This is a genomic window from Citrobacter braakii, assembly GCF_002075345.1.
Classification (GTDB): Bacteria; Pseudomonadota; Gammaproteobacteria; order Enterobacterales; family Enterobacteriaceae; genus Citrobacter; species Citrobacter braakii.
Window position 1 is genome coordinate 12746 of the sequence record NZ_NAEW01000028.1, and the last position, 18481, is coordinate 31226.

15 protein-coding genes, 2 tRNA genes and 3 pseudogenes are annotated in these 18481 nt (G+C 49.3%); 7 read left to right on the plus strand and 13 right to left on the minus strand.

From position 1 onward, the window contains the following. The first annotated feature begins 222 nt into the window (after window positions 1–222). From BZK42_RS28790 to BZK42_RS25860, 3 genes are all read left to right on the plus strand, one after another. Window positions 223–969 carry a fimbrial protein gene (locus tag BZK42_RS28790; protein WP_158083390.1) on the plus strand — a complete coding sequence of 249 codons (747 nt, stop codon included), beginning with the start codon at window positions 223–225 and terminating at the stop codon, window positions 967–969. A 132-nt stretch (window positions 970–1101) separates the two neighbouring features. Further along, window positions 1102–1605 carry a CaiF/GrlA family transcriptional regulator gene (locus BZK42_RS25855; RefSeq protein ID WP_080860918.1) on the plus strand — a complete coding sequence of 168 codons (504 nt, stop codon included), beginning with the start codon at window positions 1102–1104 and terminating at the stop codon, window positions 1603–1605. After that, a complete protein-coding gene (locus tag BZK42_RS25860; protein WP_428839387.1) occupies window positions 1586–2386 on the plus strand; it encodes a transcriptional regulator in 801 nt (266 codons plus the stop codon). Before BZK42_RS25855 ends, BZK42_RS25860 begins: the two co-directional genes overlap by 20 nt. Before the next feature lie 671 nt (window positions 2387–3057). Here the strand turns inward: BZK42_RS25860 and BZK42_RS25865 are convergent. From BZK42_RS25865 to BZK42_RS25930, 11 genes and pseudogenes are all read right to left on the minus strand, one after another. Then, window positions 3058–3129 (minus strand) — tRNA-Thr (locus tag BZK42_RS25865). A gap of 77 nt (window positions 3130–3206) precedes the next feature. After that, window positions 3207–3283: transfer RNA gene (locus tag BZK42_RS25870), tRNA-Ile, on the minus strand. Window positions 3284–3407: 124 nt separating this feature from the next. Further along, window positions 3408–3692, minus strand: coding sequence for a helix-turn-helix domain-containing protein (locus BZK42_RS25875; RefSeq protein ID WP_080860922.1), 285 nt, complete (start codon window positions 3690–3692; stop codon window positions 3408–3410). Next, window positions 3682–4002: a type II toxin-antitoxin system RelE/ParE family toxin gene (locus tag BZK42_RS25880; RefSeq protein ID WP_080860924.1), complete on the minus strand. Its 321-nt coding sequence runs from the start codon at window positions 4000–4002 to the stop codon at window positions 3682–3684. The genes BZK42_RS25875 and BZK42_RS25880 overlap by 11 nt, the downstream gene beginning before the upstream one ends. A 141-nt stretch (window positions 4003–4143) precedes the next feature. Further along, window positions 4144–4335 (minus strand): annotated as a pseudogene (locus tag BZK42_RS25885) (IS110 family transposase); the annotation flags it as partial. A gap of 124 nt (window positions 4336–4459) precedes the next feature. Further along, window positions 4460–5320, minus strand: a complete 861-nt coding sequence (gene uilS, locus BZK42_RS25890) for a UilS family quorum-quenching N-acyl-homoserine lactonase (RefSeq protein WP_080860926.1) — start codon at window positions 5318–5320, stop codon at window positions 4460–4462. 894 nt (window positions 5321–6214) lie between these two features. Next, complete coding sequence (gene ltrA, locus BZK42_RS25900) at window positions 6215–7624, minus strand: group II intron reverse transcriptase/maturase (protein WP_080860928.1); 1410 nt, start codon at window positions 7622–7624, stop codon at window positions 6215–6217. A gap of 404 nt (window positions 7625–8028) precedes the next feature. Then, window positions 8029–8484, minus strand: a pseudogene (locus BZK42_RS25910) (reverse transcriptase domain-containing protein); the annotation flags it as partial. 613 nt (window positions 8485–9097) lie between these two features. Beyond that, entirely contained in the window at window positions 9098–10345 is a 1248-nt protein-coding gene (locus BZK42_RS25920; RefSeq protein WP_080860930.1) for an MFS transporter, read from the minus strand. A 10-nt stretch (window positions 10346–10355) separates the two neighbouring features. Continuing rightward, window positions 10356–10736 (minus strand): RidA family protein, encoded by a 381-nt coding sequence (locus BZK42_RS25925; protein ID WP_080860932.1) that lies wholly within the window; start codon window positions 10734–10736, stop codon window positions 10356–10358. 28 nt (window positions 10737–10764) lie between these two features. Next, window positions 10765–11724, minus strand: a complete 960-nt coding sequence (locus BZK42_RS25930; RefSeq protein ID WP_080860934.1) for a sugar phosphate isomerase/epimerase family protein — start codon at window positions 11722–11724, stop codon at window positions 10765–10767. 185 nt (window positions 11725–11909) lie between these two features. On the opposite strand from BZK42_RS25930, the gene BZK42_RS25935 reads away from it, so the two are divergent. Continuing rightward, window positions 11910–12566: a helix-turn-helix transcriptional regulator gene (locus BZK42_RS25935; RefSeq protein WP_080860936.1), complete on the plus strand. Its 657-nt coding sequence runs from the start codon at window positions 11910–11912 to the stop codon at window positions 12564–12566. A gap of 18 nt (window positions 12567–12584) precedes the next feature. Here BZK42_RS25935 and BZK42_RS29095 read toward each other — a convergent pair. Both BZK42_RS29095 and BZK42_RS25950 read right to left on the minus strand, forming a co-directional pair. Next, a pseudogene (locus BZK42_RS29095) lies at window positions 12585–13057 on the minus strand (hypothetical protein). A gap of 211 nt (window positions 13058–13268) precedes the next feature. Continuing rightward, window positions 13269–14048: a CZB domain-containing protein gene (locus BZK42_RS25950; protein WP_249025171.1), complete on the minus strand. Its 780-nt coding sequence runs from the start codon at window positions 14046–14048 to the stop codon at window positions 13269–13271. Window positions 14049–14868: 820 nt separating this feature from the next. On the opposite strand from BZK42_RS25950, the gene BZK42_RS25955 reads away from it, so the two are divergent. From BZK42_RS25955 to BZK42_RS25965, 3 genes are all read left to right on the plus strand, one after another. Beyond that, window positions 14869–15462: a fimbrial protein gene (locus tag BZK42_RS25955; RefSeq protein WP_080860939.1), complete on the plus strand. Its 594-nt coding sequence runs from the start codon at window positions 14869–14871 to the stop codon at window positions 15460–15462. 134 nt (window positions 15463–15596) lie between these two features. Further along, window positions 15597–18086, plus strand: a complete 2490-nt coding sequence (gene stdB / locus BZK42_RS25960) for a fimbrial outer membrane usher protein StdB (protein ID WP_080860941.1) — start codon at window positions 15597–15599, stop codon at window positions 18084–18086. Between the two features lie 40 nt (window positions 18087–18126). Continuing rightward, window positions 18127–18481: fimbria/pilus periplasmic chaperone (locus tag BZK42_RS25965; RefSeq protein WP_158083391.1), on the plus strand; the 355-nt coding region annotated here is incomplete at its 3' end.

An 18481-nucleotide genomic window follows, 5' to 3' on the forward strand; every position in this document is an offset into this window, starting at 1 on the left:
GATAAGCTTCCTGCTCCCGGTCAGGTTCTGTATACCAGTCCGGCCTGGTATCAGATCCAATATAAATGTCAAACAGATTTACCCGGTAATGTGCAACCCGCTTTAACCGTACTTAGTGACGCCGTTCCACTATTAAGGAGTGCCCTGGCAGACGCCGGACTGAAACTACAGATTTTGATAGATGGTATGAGTACCCCATGGGATCCGGTAACACAGGAAAAAGTGAGTTTTGGCCCTTCTTATAACAGTGGTCAGGATACCGGTGAGCAGACGCTGAGACTTAAGGCACAACTGGTTGTGAATAAAAAAATCAGTTCAGGGTTCTATGCCGTTCCGGCCCTGACAGCGTTCAAGTTGATTTCATCTTCAGGATACGGCAGCACTCGCGGTCTGTTCCTCGCCACTACGCCAGTAAGAATACAGTATGTCCCGACATGTTTTGTGAAGACCAGCCTGCCCGAACATAATGTCGACTTTGGTCCGGTAATCACGACAGATGTGGACAGCTCTTTTTCCCGGGTACGCGCCTTTCAGGTCCAGGCAAATGCAAATACAAACTGTCAAGGCGACCTCTCCAGTCTCACGAGGAAATATGATGTTTATCTGAATGGCATATGGAAAGGAACATATTACCTTGAACTTCCGCTGAAGGTCTCTTTTGTCCTGAATAATGGCGGCGTCCTTTCTTCTGACAATAAGTCCATTATTCTTTATAAGGGAGGCACAGAAACAAAAAATGGCCTGCAACTACAAATAACTGACAGCAATGGCACACCTGTTACGTTTGGTGAAATCAGTACACCTGGCGGCACTCCACCACCATCCGCCAATCAATTTGGTGAATTTAATGGTGAAAGTAGTACGTGGAATGTCATCAATACCTATAGCGCCGTCCTGTCCTCCGCTAACGGTCCGGTAAAAACCGGAAAATACAGCGCACAGGTTACCGTGAAGGTGGAATATTACTGATTATTTCCGGCAGGCGGAGAGAATAATAATCACTACTGGCTGAATACCGCCATAAAAACAATAAACATATTAATAATATTTAATGATATCTCCGGTCTTTCTTTTTTCGTTAATCATGATGACGAGGTTTTTATGTGCCCTGATAACAGACACGCAAAAAAGCCGTACCTTACTCCTGGTAACGATATTCATTATCCTGGCCAGAAAAACCATGACGCCTGCTTTATTCCAGAAAGCGTTCGTCAGTATGCCGGGGAACCGCTGTATATTCTCGTCGCACACTGGTGCCTGTTGCAGCAGGACTGGGTCCAGCGTAACCAGATATCAGAGGCGTTTCACATCACGGCCAGACGAGCCAGCTATCTGATGGCCTATCTGCGTAATAAGGCAAGCCGGGTGGTCTGTGAATGCCGGACATCGGTACTGGCTAACAGAGCATCCCGTTACGAGATTTATGTTCTCCGGGTGCTGGACGCTCCCGCAACGGTCAGGCGGGAAAGCCCTGTCTCTCAGACGGTATCCCCCCGCCGGGTGGGAAACGCCGACACGACTCTGGCCAACGAACTGTGGAACAGGCTTCACAACAACAGGGCGGGAAGAATTCTGAAAAAGGAGGATGAAGATGGCAGTATGTAACCGGCAGCTGGCAGCCCGGCAGGTTATCGTTCATGGTGACTGCTGGCCGGTGGTGACGACCACGGAACATCTGGTCAGGTCAGCTCTGCCGGGGTGCGACTGTGAAACTACATACATGTTGCCTGTTTTGTTGCAGCAGTTGTGCCAGAAGCCGGAAGCCATACTGATATTGTGTCTGCGCCCCCGTGAACATCTCTTTTTGTTCTATGCCCTGAAAAACGCTCTCCTTCACCATCCGGCACTGGTTATCAGCGACGAACTGTTATTCAGCGACCGGGTGGTGCTTTATAGCTGGGGAGACATTCCGGCGGTTCTGCACCAGGCACTGGCAGGTACCGTGGCCCGGATACAGCACGGAGAACAACCTTATCCGGTTAACAGAAAACTGGCTGACTTTCTGTCTGCCCCGAAACCTGTCACCGGTTATTTTGCGGTTCCGCTGATTTTCACCTCTCCGGAACGGCTGATGAACTTTATGTCATTACTGATGTTCCGGGCAACGGAAAGCTGTGGTGTCACGCCGGCCCAGCAAAAGCTTCTGCAGGAAGTGTACAGGGGGCACACTCTGGCAGAAATGACGGGTATTCTGAACACAGACATGAAGAAAATCTGGCAGAATAAGGATCGCCTGTTAGCAAAAATGGGCATGAGAAACCGACTGTATGAATTGCTGAATGGCACCCGCTTTCGTGAGGATTTACAGCGAACGGCTTTTATGGCGCCCGCTGAATCTGACATACAGCACAGAACCAAAACCACAGTGGGCGACAGGGCAGGGTAATATGTATAAAACGGGAGCCCGTCAGGATTTCAGGTTAAAAAAGCATCAAAAGTAATTTTATTTTGGCGTATTAACTTTTTGCTGTTGTCCGGGGCGACAAATTCAACGCAGATTTAGGGGATTGGGGAGTAACGGAACCAGGATGACGGTTAAGGAGCTAACTGGAATGGCCAACAAGTTAAATATCAATTGGTTAGCGATGAACAGGTCTTTTTATCATGATATGTGGTCAGAATGGGGATAGGTAATTTGGCTATCGTAAAATAGGTGGCTAAAAATGGCAATCGACGATGTAAATTGGCTGGTTGATTTTTGGCTATTTAAAATGACCGCTTAACGGCGTTTACTGTTCCGTTGCTCCCCCCGTTACCTTATTCATACCCCTTATAATGGGGTGTTAGCCAGCCAGACCCGGCATGAGTACTGCCCCCAGCCGTCCATGATCCGGGGGGTGATGTCACCGGGTCTGGTGGGGTGCTGATAACCGCTAATAGCATCTGTCTTGAACGATAAAATCATACCGCAACGGATAGTCGGCGGGATTCCCGGCACAACTTCCCTGGGGTTGGTTACTTTTTCTTTGAAAGGGGCTAATAAGCCAATGGTAGATAAAAAGAAGCCAGTAGAGAGTAATGGCTTGGGTGGAATGCGTTTTGAGTGATAAGTATGGTGCGACTACCGGGAATCGAACTGGTGACCTACTGATTACAAGTCAGTTGCTCTACCTGCTGAGCTAAGTCGGTGTTGGACCGCCACCGGGGCCTCGAACCTCGTACTACAACACCTGGTTGCCGCTCTTCCCGATGAGCTAGTGGCGGTTTGGTGGCCCCTGCTGGACTTGAACCAGCGACCAATCAGTTATGAGCCGACTGCTCTAACCAACTGAGCTAAAGTGCCGGGGGACGAAATAGTACACAACCGAAACTAGCCATGCAAATCGAATGGCTTTTTATGGTTGCCAGCTCGCGTGTCTGCGATTCTAAAAGTCGCTAAAAGTAGCCAAAACAGACATGAGAAAAAGTTAACTCAGAGACAATTTAATGTGCATTCCGCATGCAGCTGCGTAACGCTGCAAAGTTGAGAGGCTTGCACTTGATACGTTTCTCTCAAGTCGACTTACTGCTGGCTGACTGACACCCATGCGAGCAGCAATTTCTGTGCTGGTCAACCCTGATTTGGATTTCATTTCGACCAAGACTGCGCGAAGCTCTTCTTCCTGTGTTTCTTCCTCGTAAGCCTTTTTGACTTCAGGGTTTGCAAGCGCTTTGGCTTTAATTTCTGAAAATCTGATGCCTTTAACTGCCATCTTTCAACTCCTCCCATCTTGACTTAGCCAGCGCTATCTCAGCTTTTGGCGTCTTAGGGGTTTTCTTAATGAACGTTCTTAATATGTAGATCCTGCGTCCTTTGGCGTAAGCAAAAAATGTTCTGGTTATGTCTTTGCGACCAACTCGCAACTCGAACAATCCACCATCAATGATGTCTGTATCCGGATACCTTAGCTCTGGTCCTTTTGCTTCCAGCTTTTCAAGTCCTTTAAGAGCTTTTGCCTGCATAACAGGCTCGAGTTCATAAATTTCGCTTTCAGCGTCGGGGTGGAAAATTAGTTCGTACATGTGAATCCCCTTGCAAGCAGGGATTATAATCTATACGTTATAATAACTCAAGGATTATAATCTTGAGGCGTCATTAACCAGTCAGATCGATAGCAATACGGCCTGACAGATACTCCTGCATTGAAGCGTATGGGACAGATTTTATGGATTGACCGAATGGTATTTAGGATCCCATTCTTCCTCCTTTCTGAGCATTGCATTCAGAATCGTTAGTAATTTCCTCATACAAGCGACCAATGCGACTTTTTTAACTTTCGCTGAATCGACAAGACGACCATAGAATTGCTTAATTACCGGATTGTGACCAGTTGCTACGACTGTGGCCATGTATAATCACAGTCACCTGACTGTACTCTGCATCAGGTAGGCCAGGTGGAAGCGAAGCTGCAAAATGCGACATTTGATGCTAATCATAACGGCAGGTTATGTTGGGCCTGCCGTCTGCCGCTATCTAAAGTTACAGGTATGTTCTAAACCATTCAGTCTGAATGGCGATAACCTGCTTAAAGTGCTCCCCGGTATAAATGTCGTAATGACGGGCGCTGCTTTCCTCATATAACCTTTTTTCTTTTGCCCCAACAGCGTCAAACAATGCCCGTCCCTGTTCCGGCGGATTAACCGTATCTTGACCTGCAATAACGACTAAGGTTGGGCATGTCACCTGTGAGGCATTTAATGCAGGTTTGTACAGCAGGGTTTCCCTCACTGTAAGAAAAGGTATTTTGATATCCATCTTTGGATACTGCGTCCTGTTTTCTTCAAAAAATGATTTTGATTCCGCATCACTCAATACCCGGTTGACACCAACGAACATTTCTTTACCGGTGCTCTTCTGCTTTTCAGCCATCTTGTCCAAAGTTAAAAGAAAAGCTTCTTTCTCCGACTCATTCATCTTCCCGGTGACGATTTCTTCACCATCAGCAAAGGCCAGCTGACTGACAATGCATTTTATTTCCGGGTTCCTGGCAGCCGCGCCAAATACGTGACATCCTCCAAATGATGTCCCCCAGAGGCCAATACGCTGTGCATCAAGGGTGGTCTGTTCTCTTGCCCAGTTAACGACAGAAATAATATCGTCAATCTGCATAGCTGGAACCAGACGTCCGCGTTCGCCGTCACTGTCCCCGAAACCCCGATAGTCAAACGTGATGGTGGAAAACCCGGCACGAGTAAATGCTTCAGCAAAATCAGGGAGCAGAATCTCTCTGATACCACAGAAACCATGGCACAAAATGATTACTGGATTTTTTTTACTGCTTGCGGGGGAGTGAAGCGTCAAAACAATGCCATCAGAAAGCTTATGTGTAGAAATTTCCATCAATATCTATGTCCTTTTAGGCTTAATGTGAACTAAACGTCAATATGACAAAATGTAATCCCGGCAGGAACACCTGCCGGGATTACAAACATGATTACAGACCACTAACCATCGTGGTCATAACAGTATGTTAACCTCCTGACTTATCCTACAAACGAATGACAGTTTGTCGTGATTAGTCTCTCGGATAATTAATTTGCCCCTTCGCCATTACCACGGCGTTCCCTTTGGGTATTTTTCCAGGTATTTAGCCATCAAATCATCATTGCCCTTCTTTTTTGCCCTGCGTGCTCCTTGATATTCCCTGAATCTGTCCGCGTCGCGCCCGTCAGCTCGCTTGCTCCAGGGCGGGAGCGTCCTTTCTTTGTAGTGTGAGTCACTCAGCGCATAACAGGCACATTACCGGACCGGAAGGCTGGAACTGAATTTACACCATATTGTATCTTGAAAGCGATTTACAATCGCTACGTTTGGATTTGGCAAGGCGTATGCAGCCCGATACCATCTGGGGTTCATAGCCCGTCGTCAAGCGAATGTCGCATACGCTGAGCCACTCATCTGAAAAGCCAACAAGGGATCAGCAGGTGTGGATGAATGACAATTGAAGCGTTTGAGCATAATCTGGCCCGAAATCTTTACAAGATCTGGAATCGGTTAAGTTCTTGCTGTTATATCCCGCCACCGGTGAAGCGGGTGGAAATTCCTAAGTCAGACGGGAAAAATCGTCCATTTGAGCTCCCCACTGTCAGCGATCGGGTAGGGAACTGCTGGTGTTCGGCAGCGCGCTGTAAAAGCGTTTCGCCTCATGCCGGTACTCGAAGGTGAATACCAGTCGAGTCACCCGAGGGAACCTCCCCCTCAGGTGCTCACGGAACCGGACGTGAACCTCTCGGCTCATCCGGCTCTTCCCATTGAAGCCTGTCCCCATAGTAACGGCCAGTGTGCAAACAACCTCGTTTCACTCCGCGCAACACGCGCCAGCCAATGGCTGGCCCGTCGTCGGTGGCCCCGAAGTCGCTTGTGTTTTCGGGTCAGCCATAACACGAGTTTGCGATCGATTTGCCTCAGCGTCGGATACAGTGCCGATTTATAAAAAGCACCGTAATACTTTATCCAACCTCTGATTTTCGCATTGAACATATGCGCCAGATCGTACAAGGACTTGTCACTGCGATTTTGCAGACCCCAACTTCTCACCTCCTGACGGATTGCTTTCCCTGCTCTTGCACTCATCGCCGGACTGAAGTTAACGAAGGTCTTACCCCAGCGATTCATCGACAGACGCGGCCGGAATGGATAGCCCAGAAAGTCGAAGCTCGTTTCCGGGTAGTCCCCCCGTCGGTCAGCATCCTTACAGTAAACTATTCGTGTTTTCTGCGGATGCAGCTCCAGCCCGCATTGCGCAAGCCGCTGCCTCAGTTCACTTATCAGAGCGTCGGCCTGCCACTGGCTGTGACAGTGGCATACAACATCATCGGCGTACCTTTCGAAGGGAACGCCGGGAAACTGACGTTGCATCCACATATCAAAGGCATAGTGCAGGAACAGATTTGAGAGCAGGGGCGAGATCACGCCGCCCTGCGGCGTTCCCCGATCCCGTGCCAGCATCACTCCATCCGGCATTTGCACCGGTGCCTTCAACCAGCGCTCGATGTACATCACCACCCAGCGTTCCTGAGTATGATGTCGCACTGCCTTCAGTAGCAGGTCGTGATCGATATTATCAAAGAAGCCTTTAATATCGACTTCCACCACCCAGTCAAACTTCCAGCAGCGTTTTCTCGCCTGCGCAATCGCCTGGTGTGCGGATTTTCCCGGTCGATAACCATACGAGTCTGCATGGAACAGGGGTTCCAGTACCGGCTCGAGTATCTGCTTAACGACCATCTGGGCGATCCGGTCCGACACGGCAGGAATACCGAGCGGACGCACACCACCGTCAGCTTTGGGAATGTCCACACGCCTTACCGCCTGCGGCATATAACTGCCGGAAGCCATTCTGTTCCACAGTTTGTAGAGATTGTCTGTAACATTCTCGTCAAACTCGGCCAGTGTCTGTCCGTCAATGCCTGCTGCCCCACGGTTGGCTTTTACTCGTTTATAAGCTTCCCATACCTGTCGTTTACTTACAGGAAATGGCTTTGCCGATTTTACAGCAGTCCTCCCACCGACATTGTCGCCCGTGGTTGCCGCAGCACCATCAGCACAATGGGGCAAGCCCTTTGCTCCGGACCCATTACGGTCCTTCACCGCTACTACGGCTTGCTCCGTCCCTGTACCCCGCATTGGTACTCTGGCGCTCATGGGGCCTCCACTTGCGCTTCTCCCTTTACATCGGGGTGACAGGTTCCCACGTTCCCCACAAGAGCCTGAATCGACTTCACGCCGCTTTTATGCCGGATGCCGCGCAGGCAGTAAACAGGTTGCCTCCTGCACTTATCCCACAGGAACGACACCACCATGGTTTTGACATCATCTATACGCTTTCGACACATCATCAGCGGTTCACTTTCGTTCGTCTCTTCGATCCATACCTGATCGGATCACGTCCGACCTTTTCCCATCTCGCTCACCACCACATCTCTTAAATGTAGCAGCAGTGGGTGGTTTGGTGCCTGCGCCTGCACACCGACACCGAGGGGCCTTCCCTCATCTCTTGTGCAGCATGGCTGCACAGGGACTCACGTCCCTTATGCGCGCCTTCGTGGCACACTATCGTCTGCATACCTGACCATGTCTGCCTTCCCCCGAATATGCGAACGACTGATTTCAGCAAACCATTCATCTATCACATGGTGAAGGTAGATTTTGGCAAGTACCGGTGACAATATGGATCCTTGAAGACAGCCGATATCATTACTCTGTGATTTACCATCTTCCAGAACTGTTGCGGTTATTAGCACTTCAATCAGTCTGAAAAAACGGCGATCTGATATTTTCTTTCTGGGTAAACCCATCAACGTACCGTGCGGGATTCGGTTGAAGTATTTCCAGATGTCGATCTCCACAACTGCGCCGTTCCAGTTGCGAAACGTCTGCTGTTGCAGAGCCTGTAATGCCATGTGACAGTTTAAACCCGGTCTGAACCCGTAAGAACAGGGCAGAAACAGTGGCTCGTATATTCTGATGAGAATTGTGCTGACAGCAAGCTGTACTACCTTATCAGTACTACCTTATCTTCCACACAGGAAACCGGTGACGCCGGAGCGAAAACACCTTTTGTCGTCACGCCGGCCACCTCACGGCAAAAAAGGAGTGTCCGTGAGTGATGATGACCTGAACGCCCATCGCGCAGCGGCGCTGGCTGGGGATAAATGTCTCAGTCAGGGCCGGTTGCGGGATGAAGAGTGAGCGTGGCAGAGTCGCCCGGCTGGAGCACACCTGGAAACGTGGCTACGTCACGTCATCAGCGTCATCGACATCTGGCCCGCCAACCGGGTGAAAGTGTTACTGCCCTGGAACGTAACCCTTTCTGTAAACTAATTTTTACCCCACGTCCCTATGGGTGCTTACTGATTTTGACATTGATATAGTCCATTCACGTTTTTAAGAGGACTCCATCATCGCCGATCGGCAGTAATTTCGACAGACGGCACGAGCTCAGCGCTTACGCATCAGAACGAATGCGGGAAAGAGAACGGCTAGCGCTTGCTAGCCGTTGTGATGCTTATGGCAAATTTGCGTCAAATCGTCTTCGGTAGGGTCATATACTTCCTGCACTGATTCGCGCGATATACCCATTTTTAGCAGATTGCGTATGATGTCCAGTCATCCTGTCTAGGATGGCAATGTTGTTAACGTTTTACTTTGCATTCTTCTGGTTAGAAGTGTCGCACAAATGAAGCCAAGCAGGCTAAAGACGACCATGACAGAGAATATGTAGTTATATCCTTTTATGCCCGCGAAATTATCCAGTAAAGAGCCATAGAGCGTGTAGGCAAACATAGAGGGCATATACCCAATGATGCAGCCGAAAGCCATCGCGGAGCCTGCAAACTCTCTGGGCGTTCCAATCTCATCCATTGGTGCAAAGAAAATGGCACGTTGCGAGAAGATTATAGCGCCGAATCCCAGTGTTGCCGCCATGCCAAGATAAACATTCAATGAGTCATGGGGTAATTGAATGAAAAGCAACATTGCAACCGCAGAGATAAGAAAAGTCCATTTCAAATATACAACGGGTGAATGTGCAATTTTATCTGCAAGGTATCCGCCAATCGGGCCTCCCACCATTTTCAGCCCGTACTGATTGATGATCCCATATGCACCGACCAGAGCGACCGGTAACGCATAGATATCTTTAAGGAATGGAATAAAGTACGTTAGTCCACAATAGGCGGAGTAAACAAAGAAGATACAGAATGAGGCAAGCCACAGGTTTGGGGATTTAATGACGTTCTTAATTCCCATTAACACCTGTTTATTAACATCTTCAGCATTTTCGGTACTGACTTTGTCATCACCATCCACGATAAAGTAGGTAATTATCCCAACAAGGATAGTGACCAGCGTGTAATAAATGAGACCCGCCTGCATTCCGGCTTTCCCTTCACCGAACTGAACGAAGACAAACAATGCTCCTGAGGCTATCACGACATCGACGACCCCCCTTCCTGCTTCGAGAAAACCAAACATACGCCCCTGTTCGTCTCTGGTTCCCAGTAGTCGAACCGCTTTGAGTAAAACAGGCCAGTAGACTACTTCTCCAAAAAAGGCCATGGCACCAAAGGCTATGAGATAGCCAGTGAATGGTGGTAACGTTGTGAGGTAGGCACCACATAATCCCACACCAATCAGCCCCACCGGAAGGAGGATTTTTTTAGAAAACCGATCAGCAATGTATAGTGAGCTAAATAACCCTATTGTCTGGATAATGGCATATACGGTAAAACCAAATCCAATTTGAGTGTTAGTTAACCCCCAGTCTGCCTGCATAGGAACGTAAAATACGTCCTTCATACTGGACAATTTGAAGATTGTGCCTCCTCCAAGTATGAGGAAACAAAGCTTGATCCATTTATTCATATTATCGGTCCTATTGTTTGACAACCGCGATGGCTTCAACTTCTATCAATACATCTTTCGGTAATCTGGCGACTTCAACACATGAGCGGGCTGGGAAGGCTCCGGAAGAAAAGTACGTACTGTAGATGGCATTAAAGGACTGGAAGTGGTTTAAATCGCTAATAAAGCAGGTTGTCTTAACCACGTCTTTCATATTCAGCCCTGCACCTTCAACAATTGCCTGAAGGTTACTCATGGCCTGTTGTGTTTGTTCTTCAATAGTGAGGCCGTGCACTGAACCGTCTGTTGGACTGAATGGGCAACAACCCGATATAAATAAAAGGTTTCCGGAAAGAATTGCCTGAGAGTAAGGGCCAATAGCTTCTGGTGCATGCTGTGTGCGGATAATCATGACATTTCCTTTCTAATAGTTAGTGACATTAGCAGTATTTTTGACGTAGATCTTTAAGTGTCTGAACAGAGACCTGAACGCATCGTTCCTGAGCATCCATTAACTCATGCAGTAACGTTTGAGATATTTTTCCTGGATAGTAATACTCAAGGGGCTTTATTTTTGTTTTATCAAAAGGCGCCGGCTTGACAGCAAAAGTCCCCTTCAATTCATTCACCCCACCTGTACCTTTTGGTCGAGCAAAACGGGAAGCATAGGGAAAACAGGTTTCAATATTGATGCGGGTAACACCTGAACGGTCGACTAGTGTTTTAAAGCAGGCATCTATATCGATACTGCCTTCCCCGACAGGGACTCCACAGACAACAAGCTCGTCACCATTTAGGGTGATAATGTGATCCTTGAAATGCGTACTGTAGGCGTAGGGTGCCAGTTTGCTGACCGTATCAATCGGCTCTTCCCATGCCATCATGCCATTGCCTATATCGCAGTGTGCACCGACCCATACTGAATCGACTGCTTCAACAATATCGATTATCTCATCTGCCGTTTCGTCTTCATGATTTTCTATTGCCAGCCGAATGCGGTGTTTCTTGAGTAATGGAATAAGCGACTTCAGTTGTTCAACAATCGTTGGGTATGCCGACGGAGCATATTCCCCTCTGCGGAACATATACGTTCTGATGATGTCAGCATTTAATGCGGATGCGATTTCTACCGCTTTATTGATGGCTTTCGGCGTTGTAAAGCGCGTATCTATCTCGCAGTAAAGGCCATGAGCTTCGATGGCACTTCTGACTTTTTTCAGGTATTCAGGGGAATCACTGCTCAGTACCCCGAATTCAGGGTGTAATCCTTCATCTGGAATGATGTTGATTTCCACACCATCCAGTCCCAACTCATTAGCTTTGGAAATGAAGCCAAAAATATCCATGGCTCCTTGTTGAAAAAAAAGGTGATACGACTCAGTTTCAAGGCCAAGTTTCATAGATAACCTCCGTCATGTTTGAGCCTGATTGTAGAGGCAGAAGGACCGGGATAATGTGATCAAAGTATAGAAAATCACCACTAAGTAAAATAAAATATTACTAAGTAAGGTGTTGCTCTACTAAATTGGACGAATTATGATGTTTGGTATAGCATGACTCGTTATTTAATATCAGGAAATAGTTTATGGAATCCATTATTAATCATGAGTTTAGTGATGAAGACCGGAAGCTGCTAGCTTCGTTTACTCCTTTCATTGATTGTCTGGGGCAGTTTCTTGGCGAGTACTGTGAAATTGTGTTGCATAGTTTTGAGGATTTGCATCATTCAGTCATTCATATTGTGAATGGGCATGTGACGGGAAGGGAACTTGGAGCGCCCGTCACTAATATTGCACTTGAGAAACTGGCTGAATTTAACTCAACTGATGATATGTGGGATGTCTATTTCAGTAATAAGGGGATCAGACCGTTTAAATCCTCATCGTCACTCATTGTAAATAAGAATAAAAAACCTATAGGAATGATATGTATGAATTTTGCACTTGATATGCCATTGAATTCCTTTGTGGATAATTTCGCCAAATCAACTAATTGTAAAAATGAAAGTTTCACGCAGGATATTAACAACCTCGTTCAGAGCCATCTGGAACCTGTAAAGAATATGATTTATGCGAACAAGTGTATTCCCAGCAAAAACAAAAATTATGAAATCATTAAAGAATTAAATTCGATCGGCTTGTTTGAATTTCCTGTCACTAATAAAATTGTTTCATCGAGTCTTGGTATAAGTCCAAACACCATCTATAAGCATCTCAGATCACTGAACGGCAAAGATGGCTGATATTGGAAAGCATCAAATCTATGGTCCCCACCATTTTTGCAACACTGATGCCACCTGCAGCGGATCGCCGTCGAGGCACGTCACCTGCCCGGCTGCATTCCACAGCTGCAGGCAGGTGGTCCCGTCGAGACGTACCACGTAATCCCCACGGTAGGCCGGATATATCATGCCGTCCAGTTGCACAGGGCGTTCATCACCGGATGTACCGGCTTCGTGTGCCGTTTTCTCCCGAACAAGAGGCAGGACCACAACCTGCGTCGCGCGTTGTTCCGCCCGGACGCGCGCCTGTTCGGTGGTCAGCAGGGGGAGGAAAGTACCCGGCCGGCATCCGTCAGCTCCACGGCCAGTTGTAGATTCGGGGCGCGTAGCGTTCGTACCCATCCCGCCTGCTCCATACGACGGCAGGTGGTGTCAATGCCAAGATTTTTGACCGTTTTGGGGGGAGCGGATGTTTTCCAGCACGAACTGTGGAGATCCAGCAGTCGCTGGATATGTTTGGCATCAAATGAGGTGAGGACGGGACGCTACTTTTTCCGCGTCACTCCGATAACCGCTTTCCCATCGGCCGTATCCGCAAGCGAGTGGCGGCTTATGGCTGGGTAAGCCATTTTGCAAACTGGTACAAAGTTGAACATAAACACAGCGGGATCAAATACGTTACGCTGGATGAACGTCATCGGCGGATACAACGATGCTGAAAAATTAGTCAGTTAATGGATTTTGCAACAATGCCACATGCCGCTGTATCTGGCCTATGAGTCCTACAAGTTGCTGACTCAGCATCTCCAGTTTTGCCAGCTCTGCTGACAGCTCACTGAAGGCCATTCCCTCGATACCTTTATCAATCAGCTCATTTATCATTGCATGGTAACGGGAATGGACATCCCCAAGTGAACGATATACCTGCAGATGCGAATATGCTTTTTTCCCTCGGCCATCATACCATCGACCCAATGCACAACTTCTGACACTAACCTGTTTCAGCGCTTCATTGTCATGTCCTCCGAGAATAATCGCCATAAACACACGTTCACGCCAGAGAAAATGCTTTACCACTATCACTGACAGGTCCAGCAGTTCGGCCGAGTGTTTGTGACTGGCAGAAAGCCGGTAAACCCCCTTTGCCACTGATGACGATGAGTCATGAACTTCCCGTAATGTCTGTAACAACGATTTCTTTCTGGCGGAGGAGAACGATTCATAGTCATCATCAGGATTGTTGTTTTTGTTACTGTTTTCCTTATTCGTTTTCTGTTCAAGGCGCCTGATAACCCCTCTAACCTTGTTGGTAGAGCTTTCCAGCTCACCGGCCAGTGCTTTCTGTTCGGTACTGAAAACCTCCAGACTCTCCTGGATATTGCCGAGATTTTCCGTCAGGTGACTGATATTGACCAGCTTGCTCTGCTGGAGCCGGTAAATGTACTGCAACTTCTTTGTATTATCAGGAACCATAACCCCCCCCACATCAGTAATAGAAATCATTTATTCTTTATATATTAATAGCTTATCATTTAACGCCACCAAAATATTAGTCGCATGCTGACTGACCTTATCCTCAGCAGATACCACTTTTAAAGTTAATTACTCATTCTTATCGATCGATATATTCGATCGATAACATCAATTACTACTCATTCAGATGCTTATAATACTCACCAAAAGTGAATAAATATTCGCTAAAAAGAACGGGAATCCCTAAAAATTTTCATCAGGTATAAATCTGTTTTTTTGTCTGCTATTGCTATGAATGTGATTCACATCACAATAAATTTGAAAACAACGTATTAGCTGTCAATTAGTAATTGAGTACATCTGTCAACTTTCGCATATTTTCATGCATTCAGAATAAAATAAATAAAACACATCATTAATTGAATTATAACAGAGCTTTAAACCGATAAATAACATATATCAGGTATTATATACTTTTATTTTTGTTAAATCTGCGGCCAGCAAAAGCATATTCCATCAATAACACCTGCCTTTGTTTACGTTTTCTGGTGATCATCTAAGCAATAGTTTTACAAGTAATAATATATCAAAATATAGTTTTTTTGAGTACTAGTCTTAATTTACGATTAACAGATTCGATCTTATCGATCTTTTTTATTTGATTTAAGTTGATTGGGAGTTTTCTTATAAATTGACCCGCACAGTGCAATGCCATAGTGCATCTTTTGGTTTTATCAACCTTCAATTAATAAATTTCCGTTTCTGACGGGAACTAGTTAAGGCTGGTATTTGACGCTCTGCACACTGTCGGCCTGTGCACTGATTTTTCATTCTCTGAAAGGATATCTTTATGCGTACTAAATCATTATTAACTACTTGTATAGTTGCTGCTGGAATGATGTATGGAGCTTCTGTATTTGCCGCCGGTACTACGCCTACAGCAGGGCCGTTCGGCTCAGGTAAAATTACCTTCACTGGTACCATCACCAACTCCCCCTGCGATATTGCGCCGGGTGATGACGCTATTACCGTGCCGTTCGGACAGATTTCTTACCGTAGACTGAATGCCGTCGACGCAACTACGGACCCAAAACCGTTCACCATTCATCTCCAGAACTGTGCATTTGATCCGGATGATGCAGCCGCCAATAAAAACCCGGTCGGCAAAATGTCCAAAGTAACTGTCTCTTTCTCTGGCGGGGGTGACGCCACTCATCATGCATACGTCAGCACCGGTAGCGCCAAGCATGTTGGTGTCCAGCTACTGAAAAGTGACAACACCACAATTATCGAGCCCAACACCCCGATGACGGATGGCGACGCTCAGCAACTGCAGGCCGGTAATAACGAACTCAATTTCTTTGCCCGTCTGATTGCGCTGGCTGCTGACGTCACGCCCGGTGATGTCAACGCATCCGTCACCTACACCCTGAAATACCTGTGATTTTACGCTGTAAATAACACCACTGTAAATAACACCAGGGATAAGCCGTCCACGGAGGGTTTCGGACGGCTTTTATATCTGACCACGCCTGCGGGCTGTCTGTTACACGGACGACAACACAAAAGCGCCATGCCATGAAAATTACCCGGCTTGCCATTCTGATTACCCTGACATTTTCCGTCCTGAAGTCCCAGGCCACGGAGTTTAATGCCAGCCTGCTGGACAGCGGGAATTTGTCCAACGTGGACCTCACGGCCTTCAGCCGCGAGGGGTATGTGGCGCCCGGTAACTATATTCTCGATATCTGGCTCAATGACCAGACGGTACGGGAACAGTATCCGGTCAGGGTTGTACCGGCTGCCGGACGCGATGCGGCCGTCATCTGTGTGACAACCGATATGGTGGCCATGCTGGGTCTTAAGGATAAGATTATTCATGGCCTGAAACCCGTTACCGGTATCCCGGACGGGCAGTGCCTTGAGCTGCGTTCCGCTGACAGTCAGGTACGGTACAGCGCTGAAAAGCAGCGGCTGACCTTCATTATCCCCCAGGCCTGGATGCGCTATCAGGACCCGGACTGGGTCCCCCCTTCACGCTGGAGCGACGGCGTCACCGCCGGCCTGCTTGATTACAGCCTGATGGCCAGCCGCTACATGCCGCAGCAGGGGGAGACCTCTGACAGCTACAGCCTCTACGGCACCGCCGGGTTTAATCTCGGCGCCTGGCGGCTGCGCAGCGATTACCAGTACAGCCGTTTTGACAGTGGCCGGGGCGCATCACAGTCCGATTTTTATCTGCCGCAGACGTATCTGTTCCGTGCCCTGCCCGCACTGCGTTCAAAACTGACGCTGGGACAGACGTACCTCAGTTCCGCTATTTTTGACTCTTTCCGCTTTGCCGGACTCACCCTGACCAGCGATGAGCGCATGCTGCCGCCCTCCCTGCAGGGATATGCCCCGAAAATCAGCGGTATTGCGAACAGTAATGCACAGGTTACCGTCAGCCAGAATGGACGCATTCTGTACCAGACCCGGGTGTCGCCGGGACCTTTTGAACTTCCTGACCTGAGCCAGAATATCAGCGGCAACCTGGATGTCAGCGTCCGGGAAAGCGACGGCAGCGTCCGGACCTGGCAGGTCAACACGGCCAGCGTCCCCTTTATGGCACGCCAGGGACAGGTTCGCTATAAGGTGGCCGGCGGACGTCCGCTGTACGGCGGGACGCATAACAACAGTACGGTCAGCCCTGACTTCCTGCTCGGGGAGGCCACCTGGGGAGCATTTAACAACACGTCGCTGTACGGCGGCCTCATTGCCTCCACCGGCGACTACCGGTCCGCTGCGCTCGGGATAGGCCAGAATATGGGGCTGCTGGGTGCCCTGTCCGCGGACGTCACCCGTTCAGATGCGCGGCTGCCGCACGGGCAGAAGCAGTCCGGTTACAGCTACCGTATCAACTATGCCAAAACGTTTGATAAAACCGGCAGCACCCTGGCGTTCGTCGGATACCGGTTCTCGGACCGCCATTTTCTGTCCATGCCGGAATACCTGCAACGCCGGGCCACCGACGGCGGCGATGCATGGCATGAAAAACAGAGCTACACCGTGACTTATAGCCAGTCCGTTCCGGTACTCAACATGAGCGCGGCCCTCTCGGTAAGCCGGCTCAATTACTGGAACGCACAGTCCAACAATAACTACATGCTCAGCCTCAACAAGGTGTTCAGTCTCGGCGACCTTCAGGGACTCTCGGCCTCGGTGTCGTTTGCCCGTAACCAGTACACCGGCGGGGGTAGCCAGAACCAGGTCTACGCCACCATCAGTATCCCGTGGGGAGACAGCCGCCAGGTGAGTTACAGCGTACAGAAAGATAACCGGGGCGGCCTGCAGCAGACCGTGAATTACAGCGATTTCCATAACCCGGACACTACATGGAACATCAGCGCCGGTCATAACCGTTATGACACCGGCAGCAACAGCAGCTTCAGCGGCAGCGTGCAGAGCCGTCTGCCGTGGGGCCAGGCGGCAGCGGACGCCACCCTGCAGCCCGGACAGTACCGCAGCCTGGGCCTGAGCTGGTACGGCTCGGTGACCGCCACCGCCCACGGTGCCGCTTTCAGCCAGTCGATGGCCGGGAATGAGCCCCGCATGGTGATAGATACCGGAGACGTGGCCGGTGTGCCGGTGAACGGCAACAGCGCGGTGACCAACCGCTTCGGGGTGGGCGTGGTGAGCGCCGGCAGCAGCTACCGCCGCAGCGATATTTCGGTTGATGTGGCCGCCCTGCCGGAGGACGTGGACGTCAGCAGCTCCGTCATCAGCCAGGTGCTGACGGAAGGCGCGGTGGGCTACCGGAAGATTGACGCCAGCCAGGGGGAGCAGGTGCTCGGTCATATCCGGCTGGCTGACAGCACAAGTCCGCCGTTTGGTTCCATGGTGGTCTCAGGGAAAACCGGCAGAACCGCAGGGATGGTCGGGGATGACGGACTGGTCTACCTGACAGGTCTCAGCGGGGAAGACCGCCGGACTCTGGACGTATCCTGGAATGGCCGGACACACTGCAGGCTGACGTTGCCTGAGAGCGCAGACCTCAGCCGGGGGCCGCTGTTACTGCCCTGCAGATAAAAATATCCCTGTCACAGAGCAGGACTAACGGAGAAAACAGGTGAAAAACAGCAGAATAAGCCGTGCGATTATACTCACACTGGCGGCAGCATGGAGCCAGTGCAGCCCGGCGGCCGTCAACGTCGACCGGACCCGCATCATTATGGATGCACCACAGAAAACGGTGGCCATCACGCTGAATAACGATGACAAAACCACGCCGTTCCTGGCGCAGTCCTGGGTGACGGATGCTGACGGGGTGAGAACGGATGCGCTGATGGCGCTGCCACCGCTGCAGCGTATTGATGCCGGACAGAAATCCCAGGTCCGTATCACCCAGGTTCGCGGGCTGACAGACAAGCTCCCTCAGGACAGGGAAACGCTGTTCTGGTTTAACGTGCGGGGCGTTCCCCCGA

Coding starts and splice junctions, on each gene's coding strand:
- BZK42_RS25925 (WP_080860932.1), bottom strand. CDS start 10,736: ATGATTATCCGCACACAGCATGCACCAGAAGCTATTGGCCCTTACTCT.
- ltrA (WP_080860928.1), bottom strand. CDS start 7,624: ATGAGCGCCAGAGTACCAATGCGGGGTACAGGGACGGAGCAAGCCGTA.
- BZK42_RS25860 (WP_428839387.1), top strand. CDS start 1,586: ATGAAGATGGCAGTATGTAACCGGCAGCTGGCAGCCCGGCAGGTTATC.
- BZK42_RS25930 (WP_080860934.1), bottom strand. CDS start 11,724: ATGAAACTTGGCCTTGAAACTGAGTCGTATCACCTTTTTTTTCAACAA.
- stdB (WP_080860941.1), top strand. CDS start 15,597: ATGAAAATTACCCGGCTTGCCATTCTGATTACCCTGACATTTTCCGTC.
- BZK42_RS25920 (WP_080860930.1), bottom strand. CDS start 10,345: ATGAATAAATGGATCAAGCTTTGTTTCCTCATACTTGGAGGAGGCACA.
- BZK42_RS25950 (WP_249025171.1), bottom strand. CDS start 14,048: ATGATTTCTATTACTGATGTGGGGGGGGTTATGGTTCCTGATAATACA.
- BZK42_RS25880 (WP_080860924.1), bottom strand. CDS start 4,002: ATGTACGAACTAATTTTCCACCCCGACGCTGAAAGCGAAATTTATGAA.
- BZK42_RS25935 (WP_080860936.1), top strand. CDS start 11,910: ATGGAATCCATTATTAATCATGAGTTTAGTGATGAAGACCGGAAGCTG.
- uilS (WP_080860926.1), bottom strand. CDS start 5,320: ATGGAAATTTCTACACATAAGCTTTCTGATGGCATTGTTTTGACGCTT.
- BZK42_RS25855 (WP_080860918.1), top strand. CDS start 1,102: ATGTGCCCTGATAACAGACACGCAAAAAAGCCGTACCTTACTCCTGGT.
- BZK42_RS25955 (WP_080860939.1), top strand. CDS start 14,869: ATGCGTACTAAATCATTATTAACTACTTGTATAGTTGCTGCTGGAATG.
- BZK42_RS25875 (WP_080860922.1), bottom strand. CDS start 3,692: ATGGCAGTTAAAGGCATCAGATTTTCAGAAATTAAAGCCAAAGCGCTT.